The 24,728-nt window shown below is 49.6% G+C and carries 28 protein-coding genes and 1 pseudogene; 18 read left to right on the top strand and 11 right to left on the bottom strand.

The window, feature by feature from the left end; genetic code table 11:
• The first annotated feature begins 8 nt into the window (after window positions 1–8).
• The 18 genes from G5S52_RS08260 (at window position 9) to G5S52_RS08175 (ending at window position 16,823) form a co-directional block, all read left to right on the top strand.
• Window positions 9–1,223, top strand: coding sequence for an IscS subfamily cysteine desulfurase (locus G5S52_RS08260; RefSeq protein ID WP_062660579.1), 1,215 nt, complete (start codon window positions 9–11; stop codon window positions 1,221–1,223).
• Between the two features lie 28 nt (window positions 1,224–1,251).
• Complete coding sequence (gene iscU, locus G5S52_RS08255) at window positions 1,252–1,635, top strand: Fe-S cluster assembly scaffold IscU (RefSeq protein ID WP_002536937.1); 384 nt, start codon at window positions 1,252–1,254, stop codon at window positions 1,633–1,635.
• Between the two features lie 25 nt (window positions 1,636–1,660).
• Window positions 1,661–1,990 carry an iron-sulfur cluster assembly protein IscA gene (iscA, locus tag G5S52_RS08250; protein WP_062660580.1) on the top strand — a complete coding sequence of 110 codons (330 nt, stop codon included), beginning with the start codon at window positions 1,661–1,663 and terminating at the stop codon, window positions 1,988–1,990.
• A gap of 13 nt (window positions 1,991–2,003) precedes the next feature.
• The gene (gene hscB / locus G5S52_RS08245) at window positions 2,004–2,519 is read left to right on the top strand and encodes a co-chaperone HscB (protein ID WP_165012685.1); all 516 of its coding nucleotides are present in this window, start codon (window positions 2,004–2,006) and stop codon (window positions 2,517–2,519) included.
• Between the two features lie 32 nt (window positions 2,520–2,551).
• Window positions 2,552–4,399 carry a Fe-S protein assembly chaperone HscA gene (gene hscA / locus G5S52_RS08240; protein WP_165012683.1) on the top strand — a complete coding sequence of 616 codons (1,848 nt, stop codon included), beginning with the start codon at window positions 2,552–2,554 and terminating at the stop codon, window positions 4,397–4,399.
• Window positions 4,400–4,401: 2 nt separating this feature from the next.
• A complete protein-coding gene (fdx, locus tag G5S52_RS08235) occupies window positions 4,402–4,740 on the top strand; it encodes an ISC system 2Fe-2S type ferredoxin (protein WP_002536943.1) in 339 nt (112 codons plus the stop codon).
• Window positions 4,741–4,767: 27 nt separating this feature from the next.
• Window positions 4,768–4,962 (top strand): Fe-S cluster assembly protein IscX, encoded by a 195-nt coding sequence (gene iscX / locus G5S52_RS08230; protein WP_192815495.1) that lies wholly within the window; start codon window positions 4,768–4,770, stop codon window positions 4,960–4,962.
• A 221-nt stretch (window positions 4,963–5,183) separates the two neighbouring features.
• Window positions 5,184–6,482, top strand: a complete 1,299-nt coding sequence (pepB, locus tag G5S52_RS08225) for an aminopeptidase PepB (RefSeq protein ID WP_165012681.1) — start codon at window positions 5,184–5,186, stop codon at window positions 6,480–6,482.
• A 154-nt stretch (window positions 6,483–6,636) separates the two neighbouring features.
• Window positions 6,637–7,068, top strand: a complete 432-nt coding sequence (ndk, locus tag G5S52_RS08220) for a nucleoside-diphosphate kinase (RefSeq protein ID WP_165012679.1) — start codon at window positions 6,637–6,639, stop codon at window positions 7,066–7,068.
• 210 nt (window positions 7,069–7,278) lie between these two features.
• Window positions 7,279–8,400, top strand: coding sequence for a dual-specificity RNA methyltransferase RlmN (gene rlmN / locus G5S52_RS08215; RefSeq protein WP_165012677.1), 1,122 nt, complete (start codon window positions 7,279–7,281; stop codon window positions 8,398–8,400).
• Window positions 8,401–8,426: 26 nt separating this feature from the next.
• Window positions 8,427–9,182 (top strand): type IV pilus biogenesis/stability protein PilW, encoded by a 756-nt coding sequence (pilW, locus tag G5S52_RS08210; protein WP_165012675.1) that lies wholly within the window; start codon window positions 8,427–8,429, stop codon window positions 9,180–9,182.
• Window positions 9,172–10,146, top strand: a complete 975-nt coding sequence (gene rodZ, locus G5S52_RS08205) for a cytoskeleton protein RodZ (RefSeq protein WP_165012673.1) — start codon at window positions 9,172–9,174, stop codon at window positions 10,144–10,146. The genes pilW and rodZ overlap by 11 nt, the downstream gene beginning before the upstream one ends.
• A gap of 15 nt (window positions 10,147–10,161) precedes the next feature.
• Entirely contained in the window at window positions 10,162–11,280 is a 1,119-nt protein-coding gene (gene ispG, locus G5S52_RS08200) for a flavodoxin-dependent (E)-4-hydroxy-3-methylbut-2-enyl-diphosphate synthase (RefSeq protein WP_002536953.1), read from the top strand.
• A gap of 51 nt (window positions 11,281–11,331) precedes the next feature.
• Window positions 11,332–12,600, top strand: a complete 1,269-nt coding sequence (gene hisS / locus G5S52_RS08195) for a histidine--tRNA ligase (RefSeq protein ID WP_046302740.1) — start codon at window positions 11,332–11,334, stop codon at window positions 12,598–12,600.
• A gap of 13 nt (window positions 12,601–12,613) precedes the next feature.
• Entirely contained in the window at window positions 12,614–13,219 is a 606-nt protein-coding gene (locus tag G5S52_RS08190) for a YfgM family protein (RefSeq protein WP_165012671.1), read from the top strand.
• A 9-nt stretch (window positions 13,220–13,228) separates the two neighbouring features.
• Window positions 13,229–14,389, top strand: coding sequence for an outer membrane protein assembly factor BamB (gene bamB / locus G5S52_RS08185; RefSeq protein ID WP_165012669.1), 1,161 nt, complete (start codon window positions 13,229–13,231; stop codon window positions 14,387–14,389).
• An 88-nt stretch (window positions 14,390–14,477) separates the two neighbouring features.
• The gene (gene der, locus G5S52_RS08180) at window positions 14,478–15,971 is read left to right on the top strand and encodes a ribosome biogenesis GTPase Der (protein WP_039849687.1); all 1,494 of its coding nucleotides are present in this window, start codon (window positions 14,478–14,480) and stop codon (window positions 15,969–15,971) included.
• 618 nt (window positions 15,972–16,589) lie between these two features.
• Entirely contained in the window at window positions 16,590–16,823 is a 234-nt protein-coding gene (locus G5S52_RS08175) for a zinc ribbon domain-containing protein (protein ID WP_165012667.1), read from the top strand.
• 315 nt (window positions 16,824–17,138) lie between these two features.
• Here G5S52_RS08175 and G5S52_RS08170 read toward each other — a convergent pair whose 3' ends face one another.
• The 11 genes and pseudogenes from G5S52_RS08170 to G5S52_RS08120 all read right to left on the bottom strand — a co-directional run bounded on the left by G5S52_RS08170 (window position 17,139) and on the right by G5S52_RS08120 (window position 24,724).
• A complete protein-coding gene (locus G5S52_RS08170) occupies window positions 17,139–17,660 on the bottom strand; it encodes a transcription termination/antitermination NusG family protein (RefSeq protein WP_165012665.1) in 522 nt (173 codons plus the stop codon).
• A 335-nt stretch (window positions 17,661–17,995) separates the two neighbouring features.
• Window positions 17,996–18,394: a fosfomycin resistance glutathione transferase gene (fos, locus tag G5S52_RS08165; RefSeq protein WP_165012662.1), complete on the bottom strand. Its 399-nt coding sequence runs from the start codon at window positions 18,392–18,394 to the stop codon at window positions 17,996–17,998.
• 3 nt (window positions 18,395–18,397) lie between these two features.
• Window positions 18,398–18,820, bottom strand: a complete 423-nt coding sequence (locus G5S52_RS08160) for a GNAT family N-acetyltransferase (RefSeq protein ID WP_165012660.1) — start codon at window positions 18,818–18,820, stop codon at window positions 18,398–18,400.
• 26 nt (window positions 18,821–18,846) lie between these two features.
• A complete protein-coding gene (locus G5S52_RS08155) occupies window positions 18,847–19,203 on the bottom strand; it encodes a hypothetical protein (protein ID WP_165012658.1) in 357 nt (118 codons plus the stop codon).
• Between the two features lie 514 nt (window positions 19,204–19,717).
• Window positions 19,718–19,933 carry a hypothetical protein gene (locus tag G5S52_RS08150; protein WP_165012656.1) on the bottom strand — a complete coding sequence of 72 codons (216 nt, stop codon included), beginning with the start codon at window positions 19,931–19,933 and terminating at the stop codon, window positions 19,718–19,720.
• Between the two features lie 112 nt (window positions 19,934–20,045).
• Window positions 20,046–20,429 (bottom strand): DUF2541 family protein, encoded by a 384-nt coding sequence (locus G5S52_RS08145; protein ID WP_165012654.1) that lies wholly within the window; start codon window positions 20,427–20,429, stop codon window positions 20,046–20,048.
• Window positions 20,430–20,535: 106 nt separating this feature from the next.
• Window positions 20,536–21,780, bottom strand: a complete 1,245-nt coding sequence (locus tag G5S52_RS08140) for an RNA polymerase sigma factor (RefSeq protein ID WP_165012652.1) — start codon at window positions 21,778–21,780, stop codon at window positions 20,536–20,538.
• A gap of 3 nt (window positions 21,781–21,783) precedes the next feature.
• Window positions 21,784–22,143 carry a YciI family protein gene (locus G5S52_RS08135; RefSeq protein ID WP_002540669.1) on the bottom strand — a complete coding sequence of 120 codons (360 nt, stop codon included), beginning with the start codon at window positions 22,141–22,143 and terminating at the stop codon, window positions 21,784–21,786.
• 96 nt (window positions 22,144–22,239) lie between these two features.
• Window positions 22,240–22,853 (bottom strand): annotated as a pseudogene (locus G5S52_RS08130) (transmembrane anchor protein).
• 15 nt (window positions 22,854–22,868) lie between these two features.
• Window positions 22,869–23,573: a HupE/UreJ family protein gene (locus G5S52_RS08125; protein WP_165012650.1), complete on the bottom strand. Its 705-nt coding sequence runs from the start codon at window positions 23,571–23,573 to the stop codon at window positions 22,869–22,871.
• A gap of 194 nt (window positions 23,574–23,767) precedes the next feature.
• Window positions 23,768–24,724: a FecCD family ABC transporter permease gene (locus G5S52_RS08120; RefSeq protein ID WP_165012797.1), complete on the bottom strand. Its 957-nt coding sequence runs from the start codon at window positions 24,722–24,724 to the stop codon at window positions 23,768–23,770.
• Between the last annotated feature and the right edge of the window lie 4 nt (window positions 24,725–24,728).

The following is a 24,728-nucleotide window of genomic DNA, read 5'->3' as shown; positions in this document are numbered from 1 at the left end:
AGACACAAATGAAATTGCCAATCTATTTTGACTATTCAGCGACATGCCCAGTGGATCCGCGTGTTGCTGAAAAAATGATGCAGTACCTGACCCTTGATGGTTGTTTTGGTAACCCTGCATCCCGTTCACACCGTTTCGGCTGGCAGGCGGAAGAAGCAGTCGACACTGCCCGCGAAAACATTGCCAACTACTTGAACGCTGACCCACGCGAGATCGTGTTCACTTCTGGTGCGACGGAATCTGACAACCTGGCAATCAAAGGTGTTGCGCACTTCTACGGTAAGAAAGGCAAGCACATCATCACTTGCAAAACTGAGCACAAAGCTGTACTGGATCCATGCCGTCAGCTGGAGCGCGAAGGTTTTGAGGTGACTTACCTTGAGCCAGAGTCTAACGGCATTATCGATCTGAACAAGCTGGCTGACGCCATCCGCGAAGACACCATTCTTGTTTCTATCATGCACGTAAATAACGAAATCGGCGTGGTTCAAGACATCGCAGCGATCGGTGAACTGTGTCGTGAACGTAAGGTGGTCTTCCACGTTGATGCGGCTCAATCTGTCGGCAAACTGCCGCTGGACACGCAGGAAATCAAAGTTGACCTGATTTCAATGAGCGCGCACAAAGCGTACGGCCCGAAAGGTATCGGTGCTCTGTACGTTCGTCGTAAGCCACGTATTCGCCTCGAAGCTCAAATGCACGGCGGTGGTCATGAGCGCGGTTTCCGTTCTGGTACATTGCCAACCCACCAAATCGTGGGTATGGGTGAAGCTTTCCGTATTGCGAAAGAAGAACTTGAGAAGGACACTGCGCATTCTCTGGCATTGCGTAACCGATTCTATGAAGGCGTTAAAGATCTGGAAGCGGTTTATGTAAACGGCGACCTTGAGCAGCGTGTCGCAGCAAACCTGAACGTGAGCTTTGCTTTCGTTGAAGGTGAATCTCTGCTGATGGCGCTGAAAGATCTGGCGGTTTCTTCTGGCTCTGCATGTACATCTGCAAGCTTGGAACCTTCGTATGTACTTCGTGCACTGGGTCTTGATGACGAACTGGCACACAGCTCTATCCGCTTCTCGTTTGGCCGTTTCACTACTGAAGAAGAAGTAGACTACGCGGTTGAGCAAGTACGTAAAGCGGTCACCAAACTGCGCGAAATGTCGCCACTGTGGGACATGTACAAAGAAGGTATTGATTTAAGCACTGTTGAGTGGGCACACCACTAAGCGGTCTCAGGGTTTTGAGGATAAGATCATGGCTTACAGCGAAAAAGTAATCGATCATTATGAAAATCCACGTAACGTGGGTGCTTTTGACAAAAACGATCCAAACGTAGGTAGCGGCATGGTTGGCGCGCCGGCGTGTGGTGATGTGATGAAACTGCAAATCAAGGTAAATGAGCAAGGCATCATTGAAGATGCGAAGTTCAAAACCTACGGCTGTGGTTCAGCGATTGCGTCAAGCTCACTGGTTACTGAGTGGGTGAAAGGCAAGTCTTTGGACGAAGCGGCAGCTATCAAGAATGCTGAAATTGCAGAAGAGCTGGAACTTCCTCCTGTGAAGGTTCACTGCTCAATCCTCGCGGAAGATGCTATCAAAGCAGCAGTAAGCGATTATAAGAAAAAACACGAAGCTTAATACGATTTAAAGGGTTGTTGTACATATGGCCATTACTATGACTGACGCGGCGGCATTACGCGTCCGCACCTTCTTGGAAAACCGCGGAAAAGGCATCGGCCTTCGCTTGGGTGTTCGCACGTCAGGCTGTTCGGGAATGGCTTATGTACTGGAATTCGTTGACGAACTTAATGAAGAAGATCAGGTGTTTGACTTTGAACAATACGGCGTCAAAGTGATCGTCGACAGTAAAAGTCTCTTGTACTTAGATGGTACTGAGCTTGATTTCACCAAAGAAGGTCTTAATGAAGGCTTCCAGTTCAACAACCCCAACGTAAGCAGCGAGTGTGGTTGCGGCGAAAGCTTTAACGTTTAACTCGTGAGATGATATGAATCATTTCGAACTATTTGGGCTATCATCGCAGTTCGAGCTGGATGGTAGCTCTCTTTCTTCGCAGTTTCGCGAACTTCAACGACGTTTCCATCCGGACAAATTTGCCACTGCATCTGAGCAGGAACGCCTGCTTGCTGTGCAGAAAGCCGCGCAAATTAATGATGCTTATCAAACGCTCAGTGATCCGGTGCGTCGTGCCGAATACCTTCTCTCTCTCAATGGCGTAGAATTGCGCGATGAGCAGCAGACGATGCAAGATCCAGAATTCTTGATGCAGCAAATGGAGCTGAGAGAAGAGCTGGAAGAGATTGCAGACAGCGATGAGCCGGATGTATTGTTGTTCGACTTTGAACAAGGCGTGGAGAAACTCCACAAAGCCATGCTTGCCGAATTGAAAGAACAACTAAATGGCGAGCATTGGCAGGATGCGGCGATAAGCGTTCGCAAGCTGAAGTTCTTGGTCAAACTCAAGCAAGAAATCGAACGAATCGAAGATCGGCTGCTGGGTTAATTCAGCACGCTGATCAGGCTACAGGAACCACTATGGCACTGTTACAAATTGCAGAACCTGGTCAGAGTGCTGCACCGCACGAGCACAAGCTTGCGGTGGGTATTGACCTAGGAACTACCAATACTCTCGTTGCTTCAGTCCGAAGCGGCACTGCGAGCACCCTTAATGACCTTGATGGTCGAGCGCTGATCCCTTCTGTGGTTCACTACGGTGATGACGTAACGGTGGGATATGCAGCAAAAGCGATGTCAGAAACCGACAGCGCAAACACAGTTTCTTCCGTCAAACGCATGATGGGCCGCTCATTGGCGGACGTGCAAGCCCGTTATCCCAACCTTCCTTATGAACTGTCTGCATCTGACAATGGTTTACCACTGATCAACACCCGTGCAGGCAAGAAAAACCCCATTGAAGTTTCTGCGGATATCCTACGTGCCGTCAATGCACGTGCAGAAGCAGCGCTGGGTGGAGAGCTGGAAGGTGTGGTTATCACGGTTCCTGCTTACTTTGACGATGCGCAGCGCGCGGGGACCAAAGATGCCGCTAAATTTGCCGGCCTGAAGGTACTTCGTCTCCTGAACGAACCAACTGCAGCAGCGATCGCTTACGGTCTGGATTCCGGTCAGGAAGGTGTTATCGCTGTTTACGATTTAGGCGGCGGTACGTTTGATATCTCTATTCTCCGCCTTTCAAAAGGCGTGTTTGAAGTGCTGGCTACAGGCGGTGATTCAGCGCTGGGCGGGGATGACTTTGATCACCTTGTCGCAGACTGGATCTCCGAGCAAGCAGGATTTGGTTCGCTTTCCGGTGATGACCGCGCGCGCTTGATGAATGCCGCTAACAGCGCAAAAGTTGCTTTGAGCGCAAGCGATGCCGCAGATATCGATGTGCTTGGCTGGAAAGGCACACTGAGCCGCGAACAGTTCGACGATCTGATTGGCGCGCTGGTAAAGAAAACTCTATTGTCTTGTCGCCGCGCACTGAAAGATGCTGGCGTTTCTGCTGAAGAAGTGCTGGAAGTGGTGATGGTAGGTGGTTCTACCCGCGTACCACTGGTTCGCGAAAAAGTTGGCGAGTTCTTCGGCCGCACACCGCTGACCAGCATTGATCCGGATAAAGTCGTTGCCATCGGTGCAGCGACACAGGCCGACATTCTGGTAGGTAATAAGCCGGATGGTGAAATGTTGTTGTTGGACGTGATTCCGCTTTCTTTGGGTATTGAAACCATGGGCGGTCTGGTCGAGAAAATCATTCCACGCAATACCACTATCCCTGTTGCGCGTGCGCAAGAGTTCACCACGTTCAAAGATGGCCAGACGGGCATGAAAGTGCACGTGGTTCAGGGCGAGCGCGAAATGGTGGATGACTGTCGTTCGCTGGCGGATTTCACCCTGAAAGGCATTCCACCAATGGCTGCAGGCGCAGCGCACATTCGCGTGACCTACCAGGTTGACGCCGATGGCCTGCTATCCGTGACAGCGATGGAAAAGAGCACCGAAGTGCAGGCATCGATTCAGGTGAAACCGTCTTACGGCCTGAGCGATACCGAAATTGCCGATATGATCAAATCGTCGTTCACCCATGCGCAGGACGACAAAGACGCCCGTTACCTGGCGGAGCAACGCGTTGAAGCCGATCGTGTGATTGAAGGTCTGCTGGTTGCGATGCAAGCAGACGGCGAAGTGCTGCTGTCAGACGAAGAGCAGCAAGCGCTGGTGAAAGCGATTGAAGCGCTGATTGCGCTCCGTAACGGTGACGATGCTGCCGCCATTGAACAAGGCATCAAAGATACAGATAAAGCGAGTCAGGAGTTTGCCTCACGTCGTATGGACAAATCCATCCGTGAAGCACTGGCTGGCCATTCCATTGACGAGGTTTAAACATGCCAAAGATTGTTGTTCTGCCACACCAGGATCTCTGCCCAGAAGGCGCGGTGTTGGAAGCAAAGACCGGTGACACTGTGCTGGACGTTGCACTGCGTAACGGTATTGCGATTGAACATGCCTGTGAAAAGTCGTGCGCTTGTACGACCTGCCACGTAGTCATCCGTGAAGGATTTGATTCTCTGGATGAAAGCGATGAGCTGGAAGACGACATGCTGGATAAAGCATGGGGTCTGGAGCCTGAGTCACGCTTGGGCTGTCAGGCAAAAGTGGCTGATGAAGACTTGGTGGTAGAAATTCCGCGTTATACCCTAAACCACGCTGCAGAAAATCACTAATCTGATAAGGGAGCAAAAACTATGAGCCTGACATGGACCGATTCGCGTGATATCGCGATTGAGCTGGTAGAACAATTCCCTGATACTGATCCGAAAACGGTGCGTTTTACTGACCTGCACCGTTGGGTGACGGAGCTTGAAGACTTCTCTGACGACCCAAATCGCTCGAATGAGAAGATCCTAGAGGCAATCATCCTGTGCTGGATGGAAGAAATGGATTAAAGACCTTGTTTTACGCCAGTAAAGCAGGCAGATTGAGACTATCCAAGCGGGCATGATGCCCGCTTTGTTTTATCCCCAAATTGAGCTGGAACCTCTATGAACAGACGATTTGGGGCACTTCTGATAAAACGTCATAAAGATGGCGTACTCTAAAAAGAAAAATCAGCCCAAATTTTACGCTCCGCAACGATGTGCGGGGTAACAGGAAAAAGGAGTTCAGCATGACTGACAAAATGCGTATCACGCTATCACACGAAGCTGCGGGTGAGACTTGGGGTGCGAATGCACTGGTTTCTTTTAATCAGCAAGGCGCAGTGGTTCACGCCTCTGGTGACGATAAACTCACGCCGGTTCAGCAAGCTGCTCGTAAGCTGGATATGCAGGGTATTCGCAAGGTATCTCTGGTTGGTGATAGCTGGGATTTGGAAACCGCGTGGGCATTCTATCAGGGGCTGCGTGGCCCTAAGCCTGGTTTCGATTTCGACGCAGAGTTGGAAGATGCTGACCAGAAAGTGTTGAACGATCGTATGGTCGCGACTGACTGGGTACGTCAAATTATCAATGAAACCGCAGAAGAAGTTGGCCCTCAACAACTGGCTGTCCGCGCCGGTGAATTCATCAAATCCCAAGCGCCAAACCCTGAACATGTCAGCTACAAAATTGTTTCCGGTGCTGACCTGCTCGAGCAAGGCTGGGTGGGCACCCATACCGTAGGCCGTGGTTCAGCGCGTAAGCCGGCGATGCTTCAGCTTGATTACAACCCAACTGGCGACAAAGATGCTGAAGTGTTCGCTTGTATTATCGGTAAAGGTATTACTTTCGACTCGGGCGGCTACAGCATTAAGCAATCTGCGTTCATGGATTCAATGAAAGCAGACATGGGGGGCGCAGCGATGGCGACCGGTGGTCTGGGACTGGCAGTCGCTCAAGGTCTCAACAAGCGCGTTAAATTGATTCTTTGCTGTGCAGAGAACATGATTTCCAGCAACGCCTACAAGCTGGGTGACATCATCACGTACAAAAACGGCGTGACCGTTGAAGTACTGAATTCAGATGCCGAAGGGCGCTTGGTGATGGCGGATGGCCTGCTTTACGCGAACAAATTCACCCCAGCTCTGACCATCGATTGTGCTACTTTGACCGGTGCTGCGAAGGCAGCGCTAGGCAATGACTACCATGCACTGTTTAGCTTTGATCAGGCACTTTCTCAACGCTGTCTGTCAGCGGCAGAAGCGGAAAACGAAGGCATGTGGCAGTTGCCACTGGCTGAGTTCCACCGTCAGATGCTGCCATCTAACTTTGCTGATCTTGCAAACGTTGGCGCAGGTCAATACTCACCGGGTGCGAGCACGGCGGCAGCTTTCCTTTCCTACTTTGTCGACAACTACAAAGTAGGCTGGGTTCACCTGGATTGCTCCGGGACTTACCGCAAAACGCCAAGCGATAAGTGGTCTGTAGGTGCTACGGGTATGGGCGTAAAAACCCTTGCGCGCATTCTGATGAACGAATCTGCCGAATAAAGACTACAAAATATAAGTGTTTTAACAACACAGTTAACGCTTCCGCAATGTCAGGGTGGGGTCTGGCATTGCGCTCTGGTAGGCTACTTTTGTAAATACAAACAGATAGCAGAGCGCAACTCTGATGTCTGAAGAAATATAAAAGGAAGATAGAATGACTATTGAGCGCACTTTTTCAATCGTTAAGCCCGACGCAGTAAAACGTAATCTGATTGGCGCGATCTATCAGCGTATTGAAGCGGCTGGTCTGCAAATTGTCGCAGCAAAAATGCTTCACCTGACAAAAGAACAGGCACAAGGTTTTTATGCCGAGCATGAAGGCAAGCCATTTTACGATGGCTTGGTTGAGTTCATGACTTCTGGTCCGGTTACCGTGCAGGTTCTGGAAGGCGAAAATGCAATCACGCGATACCGTGAACTGATGGGTAAAACCAACCCGGAAGAAGCGGCGTGCGGCACCTTGCGTGCAGACTTTGCTGAGAGTATGCGTTTTAACTCAGTACACGGCTCTGACAGCCCGACTTCAGCAGAGCGAGAAATTGCTTACTTTTTCGCCGCTGACGAGATTTGCCCTCGTACTCTGTAATCGCTTCATAGATAAGATAAAAGGAGAGCTTTGGCTCTCCTTTTTCGTTTCTGGCGGATTTACACACTAGAATAAGCCTATAAGTAACAGGTGGAATCCCGATCACAAAGGCTGTACAATTTCGCGCCTTGATTTAAGGCGAACCGCTATTTATCAGCCAATGCTGAGAGGCTGGTATGGTTACTGATTTATTGTTCACGAGGCAATCTGATGACAACAGAAAAAATCAATCTGCTGGATTTCGATCGACAGGCGCTACGTGCGTTTTTCGCCGAAGAGTTAGGCGAAAAGGCGTTCCGAGCCGATCAGATCATGAAGTGGATGTACCATTTCGGTGTTGATGATTTCGATCAGATGAACAACATCAACAAAAAGCTTCGTGAAAAACTGAAAGCGCGTTGTGAAATCCGTGCGCCAGAAGTGAGCACTGCTCAGTATTCTTCTGATGGCACCATCAAATGGGCAATGCGTGTTGGCAATCAGGACGTTGAAACCGTTTATATCCCAGAAGACGACCGTGCAACCTTGTGTGTATCTTCACAGGTAGGCTGCGCGCTCGACTGTAAATTCTGTTCTACTGCCCAACAAGGCTTTAACCGTAACCTCAAAGTGTCTGAAATCATCGGACAGGTTTGGCGTGCGGCGAAAGAAATCGGCGTGGAAAAAGAAACTGGCCGTCGCCCAATTACCAACGTGGTCATGATGGGGATGGGTGAGCCTCTTCTGAATATGAAGAACCTGATCCCTGCGCTGAATCTAATGCTGGATGATCTGGCTTACGGTTTGTCAAAACGCCGTGTCACGGTATCAACTTCCGGTGTGGTTTCCGGCCTGGATCAGATGGCAGGTAAGATTGATGTCGCTCTGGCGATATCTCTTCACGCACCGACTGATGAGCTACGCAGCCAAATCATGCCAATCAACGATCGCTATGATATTGAAACGTTTTTAGCGTCTGTACGTCGTTACATTGCGTCGTCAAATGCGAACCGTGGACGTGTCACCGTAGAGTATATTCTCCTCGATCACGTCAATGATGATATGGAGCATGCGCGCCAACTCGCAGAGCTGTTAAAAGATACGCCTGCGAAGATAAACCTGATTCCTTTTAACCCTTATCCTGGGTCACCATATAAGAAACCGAGTAACTCACGCATCGATCGTTTCCAGAAAACACTGATGCAATACGACTACACGGTTATCGTTCGTAAAACCCGTGGTGATGACATTGATGCGGCGTGCGGTCAGCTCGTCGGTGATGTGATAGACCGAACCAAACGCACGCAAAGCAGACTGAATGTTGAGGAGCAAATCCCAGTGAAATCAGTCTGATTTGTCAGACTGATTAGGATGGGATAATGGCAAGGACGCTTAGCGCTCTGTTATTGATGGGATTATTAGCTGGTTGTGTCACAGTAACAGAGAAGCAAAATACCGCGAAGTTTGATAGCATTGACGCAGCTGAGTCCAGAATTTCGCTTGGTCTTGCCTATTTGAAGGCCGGACAATGGGAGCGAGCGAGGCAAAACCTTGAAACGGCGGTGCAGTTTGCACCCACTTATTATCGCTCACTCATTTCCTTCGCCTACTATCTTCAGGAAGTTGGCGAGTACGACCAAGCTGAACAACAGTACAAAACAGCGTTACGTCATTCACCACAAAATGGTGACGTTCAGAACAATTACGGCGTCTTTTTATGTCGACAGGAACGATACGACGAAGCGCAGCGGGCGTTTGCGAGGGCGATTGACCAACCATACTATTACAAGTTGTCCGGTAGTTACGAAAACGCCGCTCTTTGCGCAATGAAAGAGGGGAACAGGAGTAACGCGAAAGTATGGTTCGCCAAAGCTATTGACCATGAGCCGAACAGGCCTTTATCTTCCGTAAAACTCGCCCGTATGGAAGTGGAAGACGATGAGCTGAATGAGGCGAGAATACGTCTTTTCCATTTTCACAAACGCTATGGCTATCAGCCAGCGACGCTGTTAATAATGACTGACCTGGAGAACAAAGCCGGACGGCCAAAGGAAGCGGAACGTTACGCGAGCCTGCTGGCTGACAAATTTCCCGAATCAAAAGAATTTAGACAGTACCTGACGAATGAATACTGAACAAAACGAAGAACAGCAGTTTGAGGTTGAGTCGACACATCCGGGAACGGTTTTGCGACAAGCCCGAGAGGCGATGGGGCTATCCGCTCAGGATGTGGCTGACCGCCTGAGACTTCGTGTTTCCGTTATTCAAGACCTGGAAGATAACTGCTGCGATGAAAAACAGATAACCACGTTTACACGTGGTTATATTCGTTCATATGCCAAGCTGGTCGGCGTAAACGCTGACGAACTCCTGCACACGTTTAAACCTGCGCCTGAAGTGGAAGATAACGTGCAGAAGATGCAAAGCTTCTCGCGAAAGACCCGTCGTGACAAAGACGATAGCCGCGTCATGAGTCTGACCTGGGTTATTTTGGCTGCTGCTGTGGGTTTGACCGCCTTTTGGTGGTGGCAGAACCAACAAAACGATCCCCTACTTTCACTACCAGAAGGCACCAACCTTCTCGCTTCTATCACTGAAGAAACACCTGCAGCCACTGACCTAAGCGAAGGTTTGGGAAATCAGCAGGTTCAGGATGTGACCGAAAGTATCGCTCCTGCTCTGATTGAAGCAGAAGAAAACAATACTGTGGCAGAAGAGACTGTCACCGAGGTTGTGCCTGAAGTCGGGACAGAGTCTCCAGTGGCGCAAGAATCTGCACCGCAAGAAGTCGCTGAAACTTCAACAGTGGTTGAAGCGCCAGAACAGGTTGAAGAAACTGTTTCGCCCCCGGTGGTGACGGAACCGACTTTATCTTTATCCTTTAATGGCGATTGTTGGGTGGATATCCGCGATGCCAGTGGCAAACGTCTGCTGACAGGGATAAAATCTGCAGGCGAAACCGTTGAATTATCCGGTGATGCACCGTTTAAGTTGGTGCTGGGTGCACCAGCTGCTGTGAGTCTTGCCTACAATGGCGAGAATGTTGATCTGAGTGGCTACCCATCAGGACGGGTAGCGCGTTTGAGCCTTCCGAAGTAATCCAGAGTACACCTAATGCATACCGAATCTCCTATTAAACGTCGTCCGTCTACGCGTATTTATGTGGGCGATGTGCCAATTGGCGATGGCGCTCCGATCGCAGTTCAATCAATGACGAATACCCGCACAACCGACGTGGAAGCGACGGTTGCGCAGATCAAAGCACTGGAAAAAGTCGGTGCAGACATCGTGCGTGTTTCTGTGCCGACCATGGACGCCGCTGAAGCGTTCAAACTGATCAAACAGCAGTGCTCCATTCCATTGGTTGCTGATATTCACTTTGACTACCGTATTGCCCTCAAGGTGGCAGAATATGGTGTTGATTGTCTTCGTATTAACCCAGGCAATATTGGTAATGAGCAACGTATCCGCTCGGTGGTTGACGCAGCGCGTGACAAGAACATTCCGATCCGCATTGGCGTAAACGGCGGTTCGCTGGAGCGTGATATTCAAGAAAAATATGGCGAACCAACACCAGAAGCACTGGTGGAATCGGCGATGCGCCATGTTGATATTCTGGATCGCCTCAACTTTGACCAGTTTAAAGTGAGTGTGAAGGCGTCTGATGTATTCCTGGCTGTTGAATCTTACCGTCAACTGGCAAAACGCATTGATCAACCTCTGCACCTTGGTATTACTGAGGCTGGTGGTGCGCGTGCAGGTTCAGTGAAATCGGCAGTTGGCCTTGGCATGCTGCTAAGCGAAGGCATTGGTGATACTCTGCGTATCTCATTGGCGGCTGATCCAGTAGAAGAAATCAAAGTCGGTTTCGATATTTTAAAATCACTGCGTATCCGTTCACGCGGTGTGAATTTTATTGCCTGTCCAACATGCTCCCGTCAGGAGTTTGATGTGATTGGTACCGTAAACGCATTGGAACAGCGTCTGGAAGATGTTGTTGTACCTATGGATGTTTCAGTGATTGGCTGTGTGGTTAACGGGCCGGGTGAAGCTGAAGTATCACACATCGGTGTGGCTGGTGGTAACAAGCGCAGCGCGTATTACGATGATGGCAAACGCCAGAAAGAACGTTTTGAGAACGACAACCTGATCGATCAGCTGGAAGCGAAGATCCGGGCGAAAGCGTCAATGTTGGATGAAAATAACCGCATCGACGTGAACACACAAGAGTAAGCGCAGCGCGCTCACTTAGCGAGAACAAACAGATCGGTTACGAGAGTTAACGTGGCAAAAACTATTCAAGCAATCCGAGGCATGAACGACTGCCTCCCAACACAGTCTCCACTATGGCAAAAAGTGGAAGGCACTGTTAAAGACGTTATCAGCGCATACGGTTATAGCGAAGTGCGCATGCCGATCGTGGAAATGACTCATCTGTTCAGCCGCGCTATTGGTGAAGTGACCGACGTGGTTGAGAAAGAAATGTACACCTTCGAGGACCGCAACGGCGATAGCCTGACTCTGCGCCCTGAAGGCACGGCGGGCTGTGTGCGCGCTGGTATCGAAAACGGTTTGCTTTACAACCAGGAGCAACGTCTGTGGTACGTTGGTCCAATGTTCCGTCATGAGCGTCCACAAAAAGGCCGCTACCGTCAGTTCCACCAGTTTGGCGTGGAAGTGTTTGGCCTGAACGGCCCTGACGTTGACGCAGAACTCATCATGATGACTGCACGTCTTTGGCGTAAGCTGGGTATCCATGAGCATGTGCGTCTGGAACTGAACTCAATCGGTTCACTGGAAGCACGTGCGAATTATCGTGAAGCGCTAGTGGAATTCTTGATGCAACATGAAGCGATCTTGGATGAAGATTGCAAACGCCGCATGCATACCAATCCGCTGCGAGTGCTGGATACCAAGAATGCGGATATCCAAGCGGTATTGACCGATGCACCGAAGCTTTCGGAGTATCTGGATGAAGAATCAAAACAACATTTTGCAGGTCTTTGTGAACTGTTGGACGCAGCAGGTATCCAATACACGGTAAACGAGAAATTGGTGCGCGGTTTGGACTATTACAACCGTACCGTTTTCGAGTGGATCACTGAAAGCCTGGGCTCTCAAGGTACAGTTTGTGGCGGTGGCCGCTACGACGGTCTGGTTGAGCAGCTGGGCGGCAAAGCTACTCCGGCAGTCGGCTTTGCTATGGGTGTTGAGCGTCTGGTGCTTCTGATGGAAACGCTGGAACTTGATGAAACCCGTCCTGCGGTTGACGTATACATGGTCACAGCAGGCGAAGGCACGCTGGTAGCGGGCATGCAACTGGCTGAGAAACTGCGTGAGCAGGTTCCTGGTCTGCGTGTGATGACCCACTTTGGCGGCGGTAACTTTAAGAAGCAATTCAAACGCGCTGACAAAGTGGGTGCGTCGGTGGCTCTGGTACTTGGCGAAGATGAAGTCGCTAACAACCAAGTGACCTTCAAAGATCTTAAAGGCGGCGAACAGCTGACCATTTCTCAGGATGAAGTAGCCGATAAACTGGCTCAACGAGTTTAAGAGAGGACAAAACGTGGACGTCTACACCACAGAAGAACAACAAGTCGAAGCGATTAAAAAGTGGTGGCGGGATAACGGCAAAGCCGTTGTCCTCGGCGCAGTAATCGGTTTGGGCGGCCTATACGGATGGCGTTATTACCAAGCGGAAATGGAAACCAGCCGTGAGCAGGCATCAGAAGCGTATACACAAGTTGTAAGCGCACTGGTTGCAGGTGATGCGCAGGCGGAAGAGAAAGCAACTGCTTTCATCGGCGATAACCAAGGTTCTTATGCGACCTTGCTTGAGCTGCAACTGGCGAAATCTTTTGTTGATGCAGGAGATTTGAACAAAGCAGCAGAGCAACTGCGTAAAGTGCAGTCCTCAAAAGACGAAACGCTGAAAACACTGGCGACAGTTCGCTTGGCTCGTGTTGAAGCAGAGCTGGGTAACTACGACGCTGCGCTGACACAACTGAACAGCGTAACGGCGGAAAGCTGGAAAGCACAGGTTGAAGAGCTACGCGGTGATATCGAACTGCGTAAAGGTGATACAGCCGCAGCGCGTTCTGCTTATGCCGCTTCCATTGCAGCAGCGACCAACCCAGTTGTTCAGATGAAACTGGACAACCTGTCTCAATAAGGTCTGAGTATGATGCGTAAGGGATGGAAACGTGTTGGTGCAGTTGCCTTGCTGGGAACACTGCTGATTGGCTGTGCGGGTGAGGAAGATTCCATCCAGATGGCACCCGTGCCAGTGGTTGAGAGCGAATTCACCCCGACTCAAGTTTGGAAGTCGAGTGTTGGAGACGGTGTTGGAAACTATTTCAGCAATCTGGCTCCTGTGCAGGCCTACGGCAAAGTGTTTGCGGCTGACCGTGAAGGCGTGGTCAAAGCGATGGACACTGAAACCGGCACCACGATTTGGAGTGTTGATCTTGGTGAAGATGCACCAGCACTGATTTCAGGTGGCTTGACGGCATCTTACAGCAAGGTGTATTTGGGTACAGAAACCGGTGTGTTGATTGCGCTGGATGAAGAAACCGGTGAAACCGTTTGGCGTAGCAACGCTGGTGGCGAAATCCTTTCTAAGCCGTTGGCAGATGAAAGCTTGGTGATTGTTAACACCAGCCGTGGTGAACTGGCTGCGTTTGATGCAGAAACGGGTGAAGAACGTTGGCGTACTTCCAGTGATGTACCAAACCTGACGCTACGTGGTGATAGCTCGCCGGTATCAACGTCTGGCGGTGTGTTCTGGGGCATGGCAAACGGGCGCCTGGGCGCTGCGTTCGTTGAGAACGGCAATATTATCTGGCAACAGCCGATTGCGAGCCCGAAAGGCGCCACTGAAATCGACCGCCTGGTGGATGTTGATGCGACGCCTGTGATTGACGGCGCACTGCTTTACGCTGTGGGTTATAATGGCCAATTGGTTGCGATTGACCTACGTTCAGGTCGCCCTGCGTGGAAACGCACTTACAGTTCATCGACTGACTTTTTGGTGGCGGGAAGCTATCTGTTTCTTATCACCGACAAAGACCATGTGGTGGCAGTAGATGCACGCAGCGGTACTGAACTTTGGCAGAACCGTGATTTGGAATACCGTCAGCTGACGGCACCGGTTGCTATCTCCGGCTATGTTGTCGTTGGCGATGCAGAGGGCTATCTGCATTGGATGGACCCGAACTCAGGTGAGTTTGTGGCGCAACAGCAGCTAGACGATAGCGGATTTGCGGTGAGCCCATTGAATGTTGATGAAGGCTATATCGTCATTACCCGTGATGGCACAATAAGTAAGAAGCAAGTACAGTAAATACAGTTGCTTATCAATTATTCGGCTCCTGATCCTGACCGGTCAGGAGCCGCTGTTATTAATGAATTAGAGATTTTAAGAGGTCAGTATGATTCCTGTAGTAGCCCTGGTAGGGCGTCCTAATGTGGGGAAGTCGACACTCTTTAACCGGCTAACAAGGACGCGCGACGCGCTCGTTGCCGATTTTCCGGGTTTGACCAGGGATCGTAAGTACGGAAAAGCTATGCTGGGTGAGCATGAGTTCATCGTGGTGGACACTGGTGGTATCGACGGTACCGAAGAGGGTGTAGAAACCAAGATGGCTGAACAGTCACTGGCAGCGATTGAAGAAGCCGATGTTGTGCTGTTTATGGTTGATGGCCGTGCGGGTCTGACCGTCGCCGATGAGGCGATTGCACATCACCTGCGTAGTCGTGAAAAGAAAACCTTCCTTGTCGTCAACAAAGTTGATGGCATTGATGCGGATGCAGCCAGTGCAGAATTCTGGCAGCTGGGCATGCCAGACATGTACCAGATTGCAGCCGCACATGGTCGTGGTGTACTCGCTTTGATCGACCGCGCACTGAAGCCGTTTGCAGAAGAGCTCGCGAGCGAAGAAGGTGAAGAAGGCTTGGTCGACCTGACTGGGGAGCAAGATGCAGAAGACGAAGATAAAGATCTGACCGAAGAAGATGCAGAATCTGCATTGGAGCGTCTGCGTAACCTTCCAATTAAATTCGGCATCATTGGTCGTCCAAACGTCGGTAAATCGACCCTGACTAACCGTATCCTTGGCGAAGACCGCGTGGTGGTTTACGACATGCCGGGCACAACGCGCGATTCCATCTACATTCCAATGGAGCGTGATGGCCGTGAGTATGTGATCATTGATACTGCAGGTGTTCGCCGCCGTAAGCGTGTTAACGAGAAAGTTGAGAAGTTCTCTGTTATCCAGACACTGAAGGCGATCGAAGACTCGAACGTTGTGCTGCTGGTCATTGACGCGCGTGAGAACATTTCGGATCAGGATTTGAGCCTGTTGGGCTTTGCATTGAACGCAGGCCGTTCAATCGTCATCGCTGTAAACAAGTGGGATGGTCTGGACAGCGATGTGAAAGAGCGTGTGAAGTCAGAACTTGACCGTCGTCTTGGCTTTGTGGATTTCGCCCGTATTCACTTTATCTCTGCATTGCACGGTACAGGTGTGGGTCACCTGTTTGAGTCGATTCAGGAAGCGTATGAGTCTGCGACCAAGCGAATCAGCACGGCGATGCTGACCCGCATCATGAGCATGGCTCAGGATGATCACCAGCCACCGATGATCCGTGGCCGTCGCGTGAAGCTGAAATATGCACACGCTGGTGGTTACAATCCACCGATTTTCGTTATTCACGGAAACCTGGTGAAAGAGCTGCCTGATTCGTACAAGCGTTACCTGATGAACTACTACCGTAAGTCTCTGGAAATCATGGGTACACCTATCCGTATTCAGTTCCAGAACAGCGAGAACCCGTTCGAAGGTAAGAAAGAGAAGCTAACCATTTCTCAGGCGCGTCAACGTAAGCGTCTGATGGACATGGTGAAAACCCGCGGCAAGAAATAACTCTCTGCCACTAAATACTAAGAGCCGACCTAAAGGTCGGCTTTTTTACGCATGTAAAAAACGGCTTGTATCCGGATACATGAAGGTTGAATGACAGCCCATGTAATTTAGACAAAAGTGTCATCTTTCCGTGTTTCCCGCCCGTAATTTGAGCCGTTAGCCTTAATACAAGCTCTCAGGTACGGCTGATTGACCGCTAATTCAGTCTGATCTGACCGTCAAATGATGGAATTTAGATGATCTTCGTCACAAAAAATAAGCAATTAGGCGTGAAATATCGTTCTAGGAAGGAAAGGCGAATTATTACGCGGCTACTATGACACCTATAATTTATAAAATATCGAATTTTATGGTTTTAAAATTTCTTTTCGATATTTTATCCTTTCTAAAATCCATATGCAGAACATGTAACTTATGCTTTCGGGGGTTGTATTGATAAATATTTTTTTAGGGGGTGATCGCTGATCGGATCCCATAATCGCTGCGATCTGACGATCTTTATAGGATCCAGCACTAGGCTGCTCGTTTTGCCAGCATCTAAGGAGTAGAATAACGGCAAAAGGATCATTGTGCATCCTTTGACCAAAAAACTGCGAAGTCAAAGCTAAGGAAACCTTAATGGGAAATCATTGCCCTGATTGCGAACGTGACTTGGTGTGGGATAACGGCACTTACCGTTGTGAAACCTGCGAGAAAAGTTTTGTAAAACAGGCATTTTGTGCCACTTGCGACGCGCTATTGGAAAAGCTTCAGGCTTGTGGGGCGACCAGCTATTTCTGCAATAGCTGCAACGAGCTGAAATCGAAGTCGAGCGCGAGAATCGTTTTTGAAGAACAAAAAACGGTGTCCTGAGACACCGTTTCACCTTTCTGGTTAAAGATCCTTTTTAGGGGCTGTTGACCTTTGGTGATGATTTTTGCAGCAGTTTGTGGGGATTTTATGCAAGGCAGAAGCTTCGATGTGTAGCTCGCCTACATGAGAAGCTGATAACGCAGCAGAAATACCCCACAAACGCTGCCCGAAGGGTTCTGCTCTAAGCGTTTTATGCTTTGTTGAGGTGTATTTGCTTAGAATGACTAGGCGGCACACACCTCGCCGCGCCTAAAACGCTTATAGCTAGAACAAAATTTAACCACCAAAGCTCAACAGCCCCTAGCTTGCTCTTTTTTAGAAGGACACCATCGAAGGTACTTTGGTTTGAAAAATCGTTTCCATTGGCACCTTGACGTTGATGGAGTAGCCAAGGTGGTCAATTTCCATCGAAACGGGCCTTTCTCCCTCTCCATGGGGAAGAATGCCCGTCATACCCGTTAAGTGGCCGCTCACAACAGCCACCGTCACACCATCCACCTGACTGTTGGCGACAGAAGTGGCATCTTCGTAGTAATACAAAATCGTTTTGATCTTGATGATGTGGGATTCAGGGATAGAGGCCAAATACCGGCCGTGACGCACCAGATGTGAAAAGCCCGGCGCTTGTTTCACGTCCTGCAATCCCGCTTGGGTAGTCCGCACAAAAAGGTGGCATTTGAACAAAGGCTCATAAGAGATTCGCCGTTTATTACCCACAGTTTCCCAATACCTGCGTTCGGGCAAATAGACTTCATAGCCTTGCGCTAACAGGTAATCGCGGAGGAGTTTTTCCTCATTAAAATGGGTATAAACTGCATACCAATGATAGTGATGCAATTCAATCTCTCCAGTAAAAGAAAAAGGTGTCGCCTACCAAAAAATTCAGGCGAAAAAACACTTCAGGCAGCCGGAGATCACGATGCATCGAAAGGTAATTATAAGAGTGATAAATTCATCGCGACGTCTGTGAGTTGCCAACAAAACTCAAGGCTCGAAAAAGCCTGCCAGACTGCATGGAGTTGATGTGAAGATAGTAGCGCTTTACCGGGCTACAAGGAAGTGAATTCGGGTGCCAGCGTGAGCTTCGCCTTCGAACAAAATCGACTCTTTGGCGAATATCACACATCAGAGTGAAAACGCTAAAGTTAGGGCTGGAATGAACGAGGGTCGACTTAGAGCCAAGTCAGCCCTGAATAAGGTTTTGCTTTTAGACTATCCAGTCTGCTTTGAAGGCCACCAGCATGAATTTCGAGCTTATGCCCGTCCGGATCCAGAAGGTAAAGAGATTTCCCCTCGCTGTGGTTTTGTTTCCACTCGCTCACACCTTTTTTGCGCGCTGATGCAGCGAACGCTACAAAGTTTTCATCATCGATATCAAAAGCAATGTGTGAGTAATCATTTTTCTCACAGGGTTCATCGACAGAAAGACACAGCCAAAGGTCATCCAAAGAAAGGTAAGCGCCACCATCCCATTTGACATGACCTTGAAAACCCAGAACATCAAGATAGAAAGCAAGTGAACGCTCTAAATCAGACACCGCCAGCGTGATGTGATTAAGCCCTTTCAACACGGCTTAATCCACCAGTTTTTTGGTAAGGAAGTGGAGCTGATGCTCATCACCGGGGAACGCATCCAGTGTCATTTGGTTGTGATAACCCAGAGATTCGTAAAACGGTCTGGCCTGAAAACTGAAGGTATCGACCATGGCAGATTTACACCCTTTGCCGACCGCTTCTGCTTCCATCTTCTGCATCAGGGTTTTGCCGATACCCCCCCCTTTCAGCGCAGGATCTATCCAGAGGAACAGGATGTGCATCCAGCTTCCCCAAAAGCGCGAGACAATACCACCACGCCTTTGGCCGCTTTCATCAACAACAAATACCGCCATTTGCATCTCATTCAGATGCTCGACAAAAGGGTCATTGAACGCCCGAAGCCCGCCGCGCACGTCCATGATGTCCTGCTCTGTTGGGTTGGCAACAACCTGATATTCCATCACTCCTCCCTGAGTCTCAACCTGCGCTAACTGGCCGGCTGGTTGTCTTCCTTCACCGCATCTTTCAGCTTCTTGATGCGGGATTCTTTATAACCAAAGATACCGAACATCGCGACGGTAACAGCAATACAGGTATAAAGCTGCAGCTGGGAGTAAATAGTGAAGTTGGTTGCGAGGAAATAGAGCATCAGAGCCATCAGTACGATTTGGATAACCCAGCGTGGCTTGTCATTGAAGTTGAAGGTCTTAGTGTCTTCTTCGTAACGCACGTGCACGCGTCCTACGAGAAAACCAAGGTTAATCAACAATCCATCGTTATCAGTCGCTGATTTAAAGTCGATGTGGTTCAGCGCCAGGTATTTTTCCAGACCTTTCAGATCCATTCAGAGATTCTCCTAAAAACATCTTGTCGAAAGCACACGCTTTCCATTTGCCCGATAATATCAGAAGAGCAGCGCGAGTCTGAATGCCGTGCGTCAGCCTCACCCAATTTGTTGTTACGAAGTGTGAGTCAAAATGAGAAAAGGCCACCTTTGCAGGTGGCCTTTGATTACGAGGTAAAGAGGTAAAAGCGAATAAACCAAAAAGCGATGATTATTTTATTCACGTTTCTGTGATTGTTTGGTTTCCCAGTCAGCCGTGGAGACCCGCTTTTCGCATAATAAAGTCGTCAACACCAGTCGGGATAATCAAACCTACAACAGCTTCCATACACTCCTCATGTCGACCTTGGATGACTTCATCATATGCCAGAAATGAAAGGTAATTTGTGAATCTCGCCGAGAATTCAGCTTGCCAGTTCACTTTCCTTACTCTTTGAATATTTGGATATTATTGGGCTGTGCTTGACGACCAATCAGGCACAAAAAAGCAGCTTCAATGCTGCCTTTTGACATTCTATTTGGGGAGGAAGATACGATATATCGCGCCTTCTTCATCTCTCAGGCTGAGCGCCCGTTTGCCCGATATCCGGTGGTTGGAAGCGTCTTCAAAGCTCCAATGAGTGGATTGAGCACCTTCGCGCAGGGCAATGCTGACACCAAGCGCTTTGAGCTCTTCCAAATTATCCGATTCTCTGACGATATCGCCGCTAAGTACATTCACCAGCTTCATACTGCATACCTCTCGTCGTTCAGGTTTTTCCCTAAACCTAATTCGAGGCTAGCAAACGAATGTGACGATTTTTTGAACTATTTTTGGGACTCGTCGGTTTTTAGATCGACCACTAAGTTCGACCGTAAACTCTCACACCCGCCGATGAGTTTTTCGACTCACCGAAAACTTCCAGCTTCTTCACACATCGTTTGTACGGCAGTTCGCGCCAGTCCGTGGTGTCATCTTCTTTGATATTTCGGTAAAAACGGAACGTCTTGGTGTCGCCGTTTTTAAACGTGGCGACCACCTTTCGCAAATACATGTTGCGGTCAGCTTTTACCTGAATAGCATCAACACGACGACAAACCAGCAGTGGAATCGGTGCACCGTAATCAGTGTTTTCAAACACAATCGTGCGACCCAGCGTAATATCGTCATCTGCCTGCGCTGTTGCACTCGCACCCAATAAGCCCATAGACAGACAAACCACAGAGAACCAGGATTTCATTTTCATCTTTCAATCTCTCAATATCGGCCCGTCGCCGAAGGACGCGGAGTGTAGCGTCCAACTGGAGATGAAAAGACAGGGGAGTGTTAATTTTTCAACGGTGAGAGCGCAGCTAGCCAGAGTGATGCAACACGCGTACTTTTCGTTCCAGCAGTCTGCGGGATGCTTCATTTGGTGCTGTCTCAATCGCTTGCAGGTAAGCATCACGAGCGCTACTGAACTCACCAAGCTTCTCCAGCACATGGGCGCGAGTCGCGTACCAGGGTTGATAGCTTTTGAGCTTGGGTTTCAGCTCATCCATCTTTTGTAATGCGAGTTCAGGTTGACCGGTTTCGGCCAATGCCACGGACCAGTTCAGAGCCACGACAGGTGTGGGTTCAAAGTGCCAAAGCGCTCTGTAGAGAAAGGCTATCTGCAGCCAGTCTGGTTTAGGTCGCATCATGTGACAGTCTGTGATGGCGGCTTTGATTTGAAAAGGGCCAGATTGCCCACGCTCGATGGCCTCTTCAAGGATACCTCTCGCCTCTGTCACTGCATCAGTTAACCAAAGCGTTTCGCTTTGCTCTTCGACTGGTACCAAAGCCCCCTCGGCATCGATTCTTGCAATCCGCCGGGCATCGGTCAGCAGCATCAAGGCAAGCGCGCCCTCGATTTCCGGATCGTTCGGGCAAAGGTTGTGCAAAAGACGCATCAGAAAAATGCCTTCTTCACATAGGTATCTCGGCCCTTTGTCTTCTATGACATAGCCGGTGGTAAAAATCAGGTATAGCGTGGACAGCACCGTGTCCAGCCTATCCGTCCATATCTCTTTTTCGGGAACAGAAAAGCTGATGCCTTTGGATCGAATCTTCGCTTTGGCTCGGGACAGGCGCTGTCCCATTGTCTGCTCGTTATCGAGGAAGGCTGCTGCAATCTCCCGGGTCGTTAAATGGCAAACAGTACGCAGCGTCAACGCAACGCGGGACTTTTCCTCAAGCGCGGGATGGCAACAGATGAAAATCAATCGCAGGCGTTCGTCAGGGATGACTTCCGCAACATCTAAACCCGCTTGTTCTTGTGAGTCTTGGGCGACTATATCGAGATCGGTTTTTCTCTGAGCTTCGCGTTGGGAGAAACGGATTTGATCTATCCCTTTGTTCAGCCCCACCTTCATCAGCCACGCAACCGGATCACGTGGAATACCTTCTTGGCTCCAATGCTTGAGCGCAGAAATAGATGCTTCCTGCAGCGCATCTTCGCCCAATTGGAAATCACCGAGTCTGGCAATCAACCCAGACAAAATCCGCCCCCGATCGCGGCGTAATACCTCATCAATTAGATGACCTACCGCGATAGCTTTGGGGGTGGCGTTCTTCATCTGTCAGCTCTCTTGATCAAAGACCAACAAAGGCCGCACCTCAATGGTGCCAAAGTGGGCGACAGGTATCATCTCGGCATATTTCAAGGCGGCATCCAGATCCGCAACGTCCAGCACGTAATAGCCGCCTAAGTGCTCACGGGTTTCAGCAAAAGGACCATCCATAATTTCCACCTTGCCGGACTTTATCCGTAAAGACGTCGCGGTTTCGATATCTTGCAGCCCTTCACCACCCACCAGTACCCCATCTTTCTCATAGGCTTCACTGGTTGCGGCAAACGCGGCCATCATTTCATCGAATTCCGGCGTCCCGTATTGAGGCTCTTTATCCGGTGCAGCGTAAAGCAGTAGCATGTATTTCATTTCCAAATTCCTTCTTTAATGATGGTTCTCGCTACAAGGACGATCCCAATCCGTAATTTTCGACATGTATGGGGAAAAAGTTTTGTCACCTGCTGCTCAAAAGATTCGCTTAACTTCGGCATACTCACCGCTAGTGCGCAATATCACCATCACAGTGTGGTCATTGCGATTGCGGAAAAACCAGCCATGATTGCCCGTGAATGCAGCCGTTAGCACACCCTGATCTTCAATCGCCCCGCGACCCTTTTCATAGCTGACCGAATTGCCGTTTCCATCACCATGTGCATCAAAATTCACCGCCCCACCTTTGGCTTTCCATTCAAATATCGCTTGCTCTCCCTGCTTCATCATCAGCTTCACTTCCGCCCCTTGTCCGGGCTTAAGTGCCAACAGCACCCGGTCTTTCCAGACAGGTTCTTCGCCCTTTAACTCTGTGATAGCGGGTGTTTCTACTTCCTTGATATCTGACGTGACAGCTAAACTATTTGTGGTCTTATCTGCTGCCGCCTCTTGGGATAATTGCGTTTTGATATCACCCATCTCTTTAAGCCCTAACACCCGGCCAATACCCGTTGGGTCAATGCCATACTCCGCTGGCAAAATCACTGTTACCAGCAAGACGATAGCGGTGACCAGCGCAATCAGCGTAGAGCGGATAAGCTGTTTCGACGTGGGCAATTCCGCGCGGTGGGCATATCGGAGTTATACATGTTGCATTCCTTCTCTTAATGCTGCGCGACGACGTAGCCCGTTAACTGATATCCGATCAGCATAAAACCCAGACTCATCATCACAACATTGGCGGAATAAGCCTGACGATAGAAGTGGGAATGCCGACGCCAGAACCCCATCAGAATCAATATCGCCCCCAAAGCCAAGAGTTGACCAAGTTCAACACCGATGTTGAAAGCCAGAAGATTTGGCACCAGTCCATCGGGCGAAATATCGTAGTCAATGATTTTGGATGACAAACCAAAGCCGTGACAGAAGCCGAATAGCAAAGTGGCAAGTTTGGTATTCGGCTGGACGCCAAACCAGCGCTGGAAGGCACCGAGGTTATCCATGGATTTGTACACCACAGAAAGGCCAATAATGGCGTCAATGATGTAACTGTTGATACCAATGTTGAAATAGACGCCCAGTAGCATTGTCGTTGAATGCCCCAGCGCAAACAGGCTGACATAAAGCGCTATGTGCTTTGGTCTGTAGAGAAAGAAGATAACGCCTAACAGGAAGAGGATGTGGTCGTAACCCGTTACCATATGCTTTGCACCAAGGTACATAAAAGCAATGATATGTGTGCCTGTGATTTCCTGAATGTAACCTTTGTCACCTTCCGCGACAGCGTGCGCAAACGCCTCTGAGCTAACAAAAGCAACCAAAAACACTACAACTGTGCTGAGAATGGTTGAGCGCGTTTTTCTTTGCATAATTCTTCCGTGATTATTCCGTTGAAAAAGCTACACGTCCTGTGCTGCCTCTACGAGATGCCCTCTAAACCGAAAAGCTTAGCGTCTTCATTTACCAAATGGTCAAGAAAACAACAAAACAGTGAGATTGTCGTCATTACAGTTTTTGCACTCTCAACAGTATTGAGGAAAACTTGACTCCACTCTCTATTCTTTCAACGGGCTGGCTTCTTCCACACAAGATAGAGCACAAACAAACCGCCCAAGGCCGCAGTGACAATGCCGACTGGCAGTTCCTGTGGTGCCAGAATGGTGCGGCTGACAAGATCGCCAAGAGTTAAGATCACCGCCCCCCACAACGCAATGAGAGGCAACGCGCGCTTGTGGGTCATCCCTGAAAATGGGCGCACCAGATGAGGCACCATTAATCCAACAAACCCAACCACACCGGTGAGTGCAACAATCGAAGCTGTACAAAAAGCGCAGCACAGGAATACTTCACTTTGCAGCCTGTGAACGTTGATACCTAGTGAATGGGACGTTTGTTCGCTGACAAGCAAAGTATCCAGCTCGCGGTATCGCATGAGAATCAGAACCACCAAGCAGAGCACGCCCGCGGCGGCAAAAATCAGGTTATCCCAACGGGCTAAACCCAGTCCGCCCATCGTCCAGAACAAAATTGAGCTCGCAGCACGTTGGTCACCAGAATAGATAAGAAAGCTGGTCACAGCGCCAAACAAAAAGGAGATGGCCAATCCACACAGAACAATGTTGTTGTCGCCTTGCTTTTTCTGGAGGGAAAAGAGCATCAGCACCGCTGCGGCTGAGACGATTCCCCCTGCAAATGCAGCAATAGGCAGAGACCAGATGCCAAGTGCATCACCAAGCTTGGTAATCACCAATACCGCCCCTGCCGACGCACCGGAAGACAAACCAAACAGGAAAGGATCCGCCAAATCATTGCGTGTGGTGGTTTGAAGCAATGCACCCACCAAGGCTAAACCAGCGCCTGCTATCAAAGCGAGGATTGCTCTGGGTAACCTCAAATCCATCAGGATAAGGCTTGTCATGCTGGCATCGTCTTCGTTGAACGAGCTCAAGCCTTCAAGCACTTGTCCTAAGGAAAGCGGCACAGTTCCAAACTGCAAACTCAGCACAAAAGCAATCAGCATGGCA

This window comes from Grimontia sedimenti, assembly GCF_011045095.1.
Classification (GTDB): domain Bacteria; phylum Pseudomonadota; class Gammaproteobacteria; order Enterobacterales; family Vibrionaceae; genus Enterovibrio; species Enterovibrio sedimenti.
Note: the sequence above shows the minus strand (reverse complement) of the source record. Positions and strands in the feature narration are given on the sequence as shown.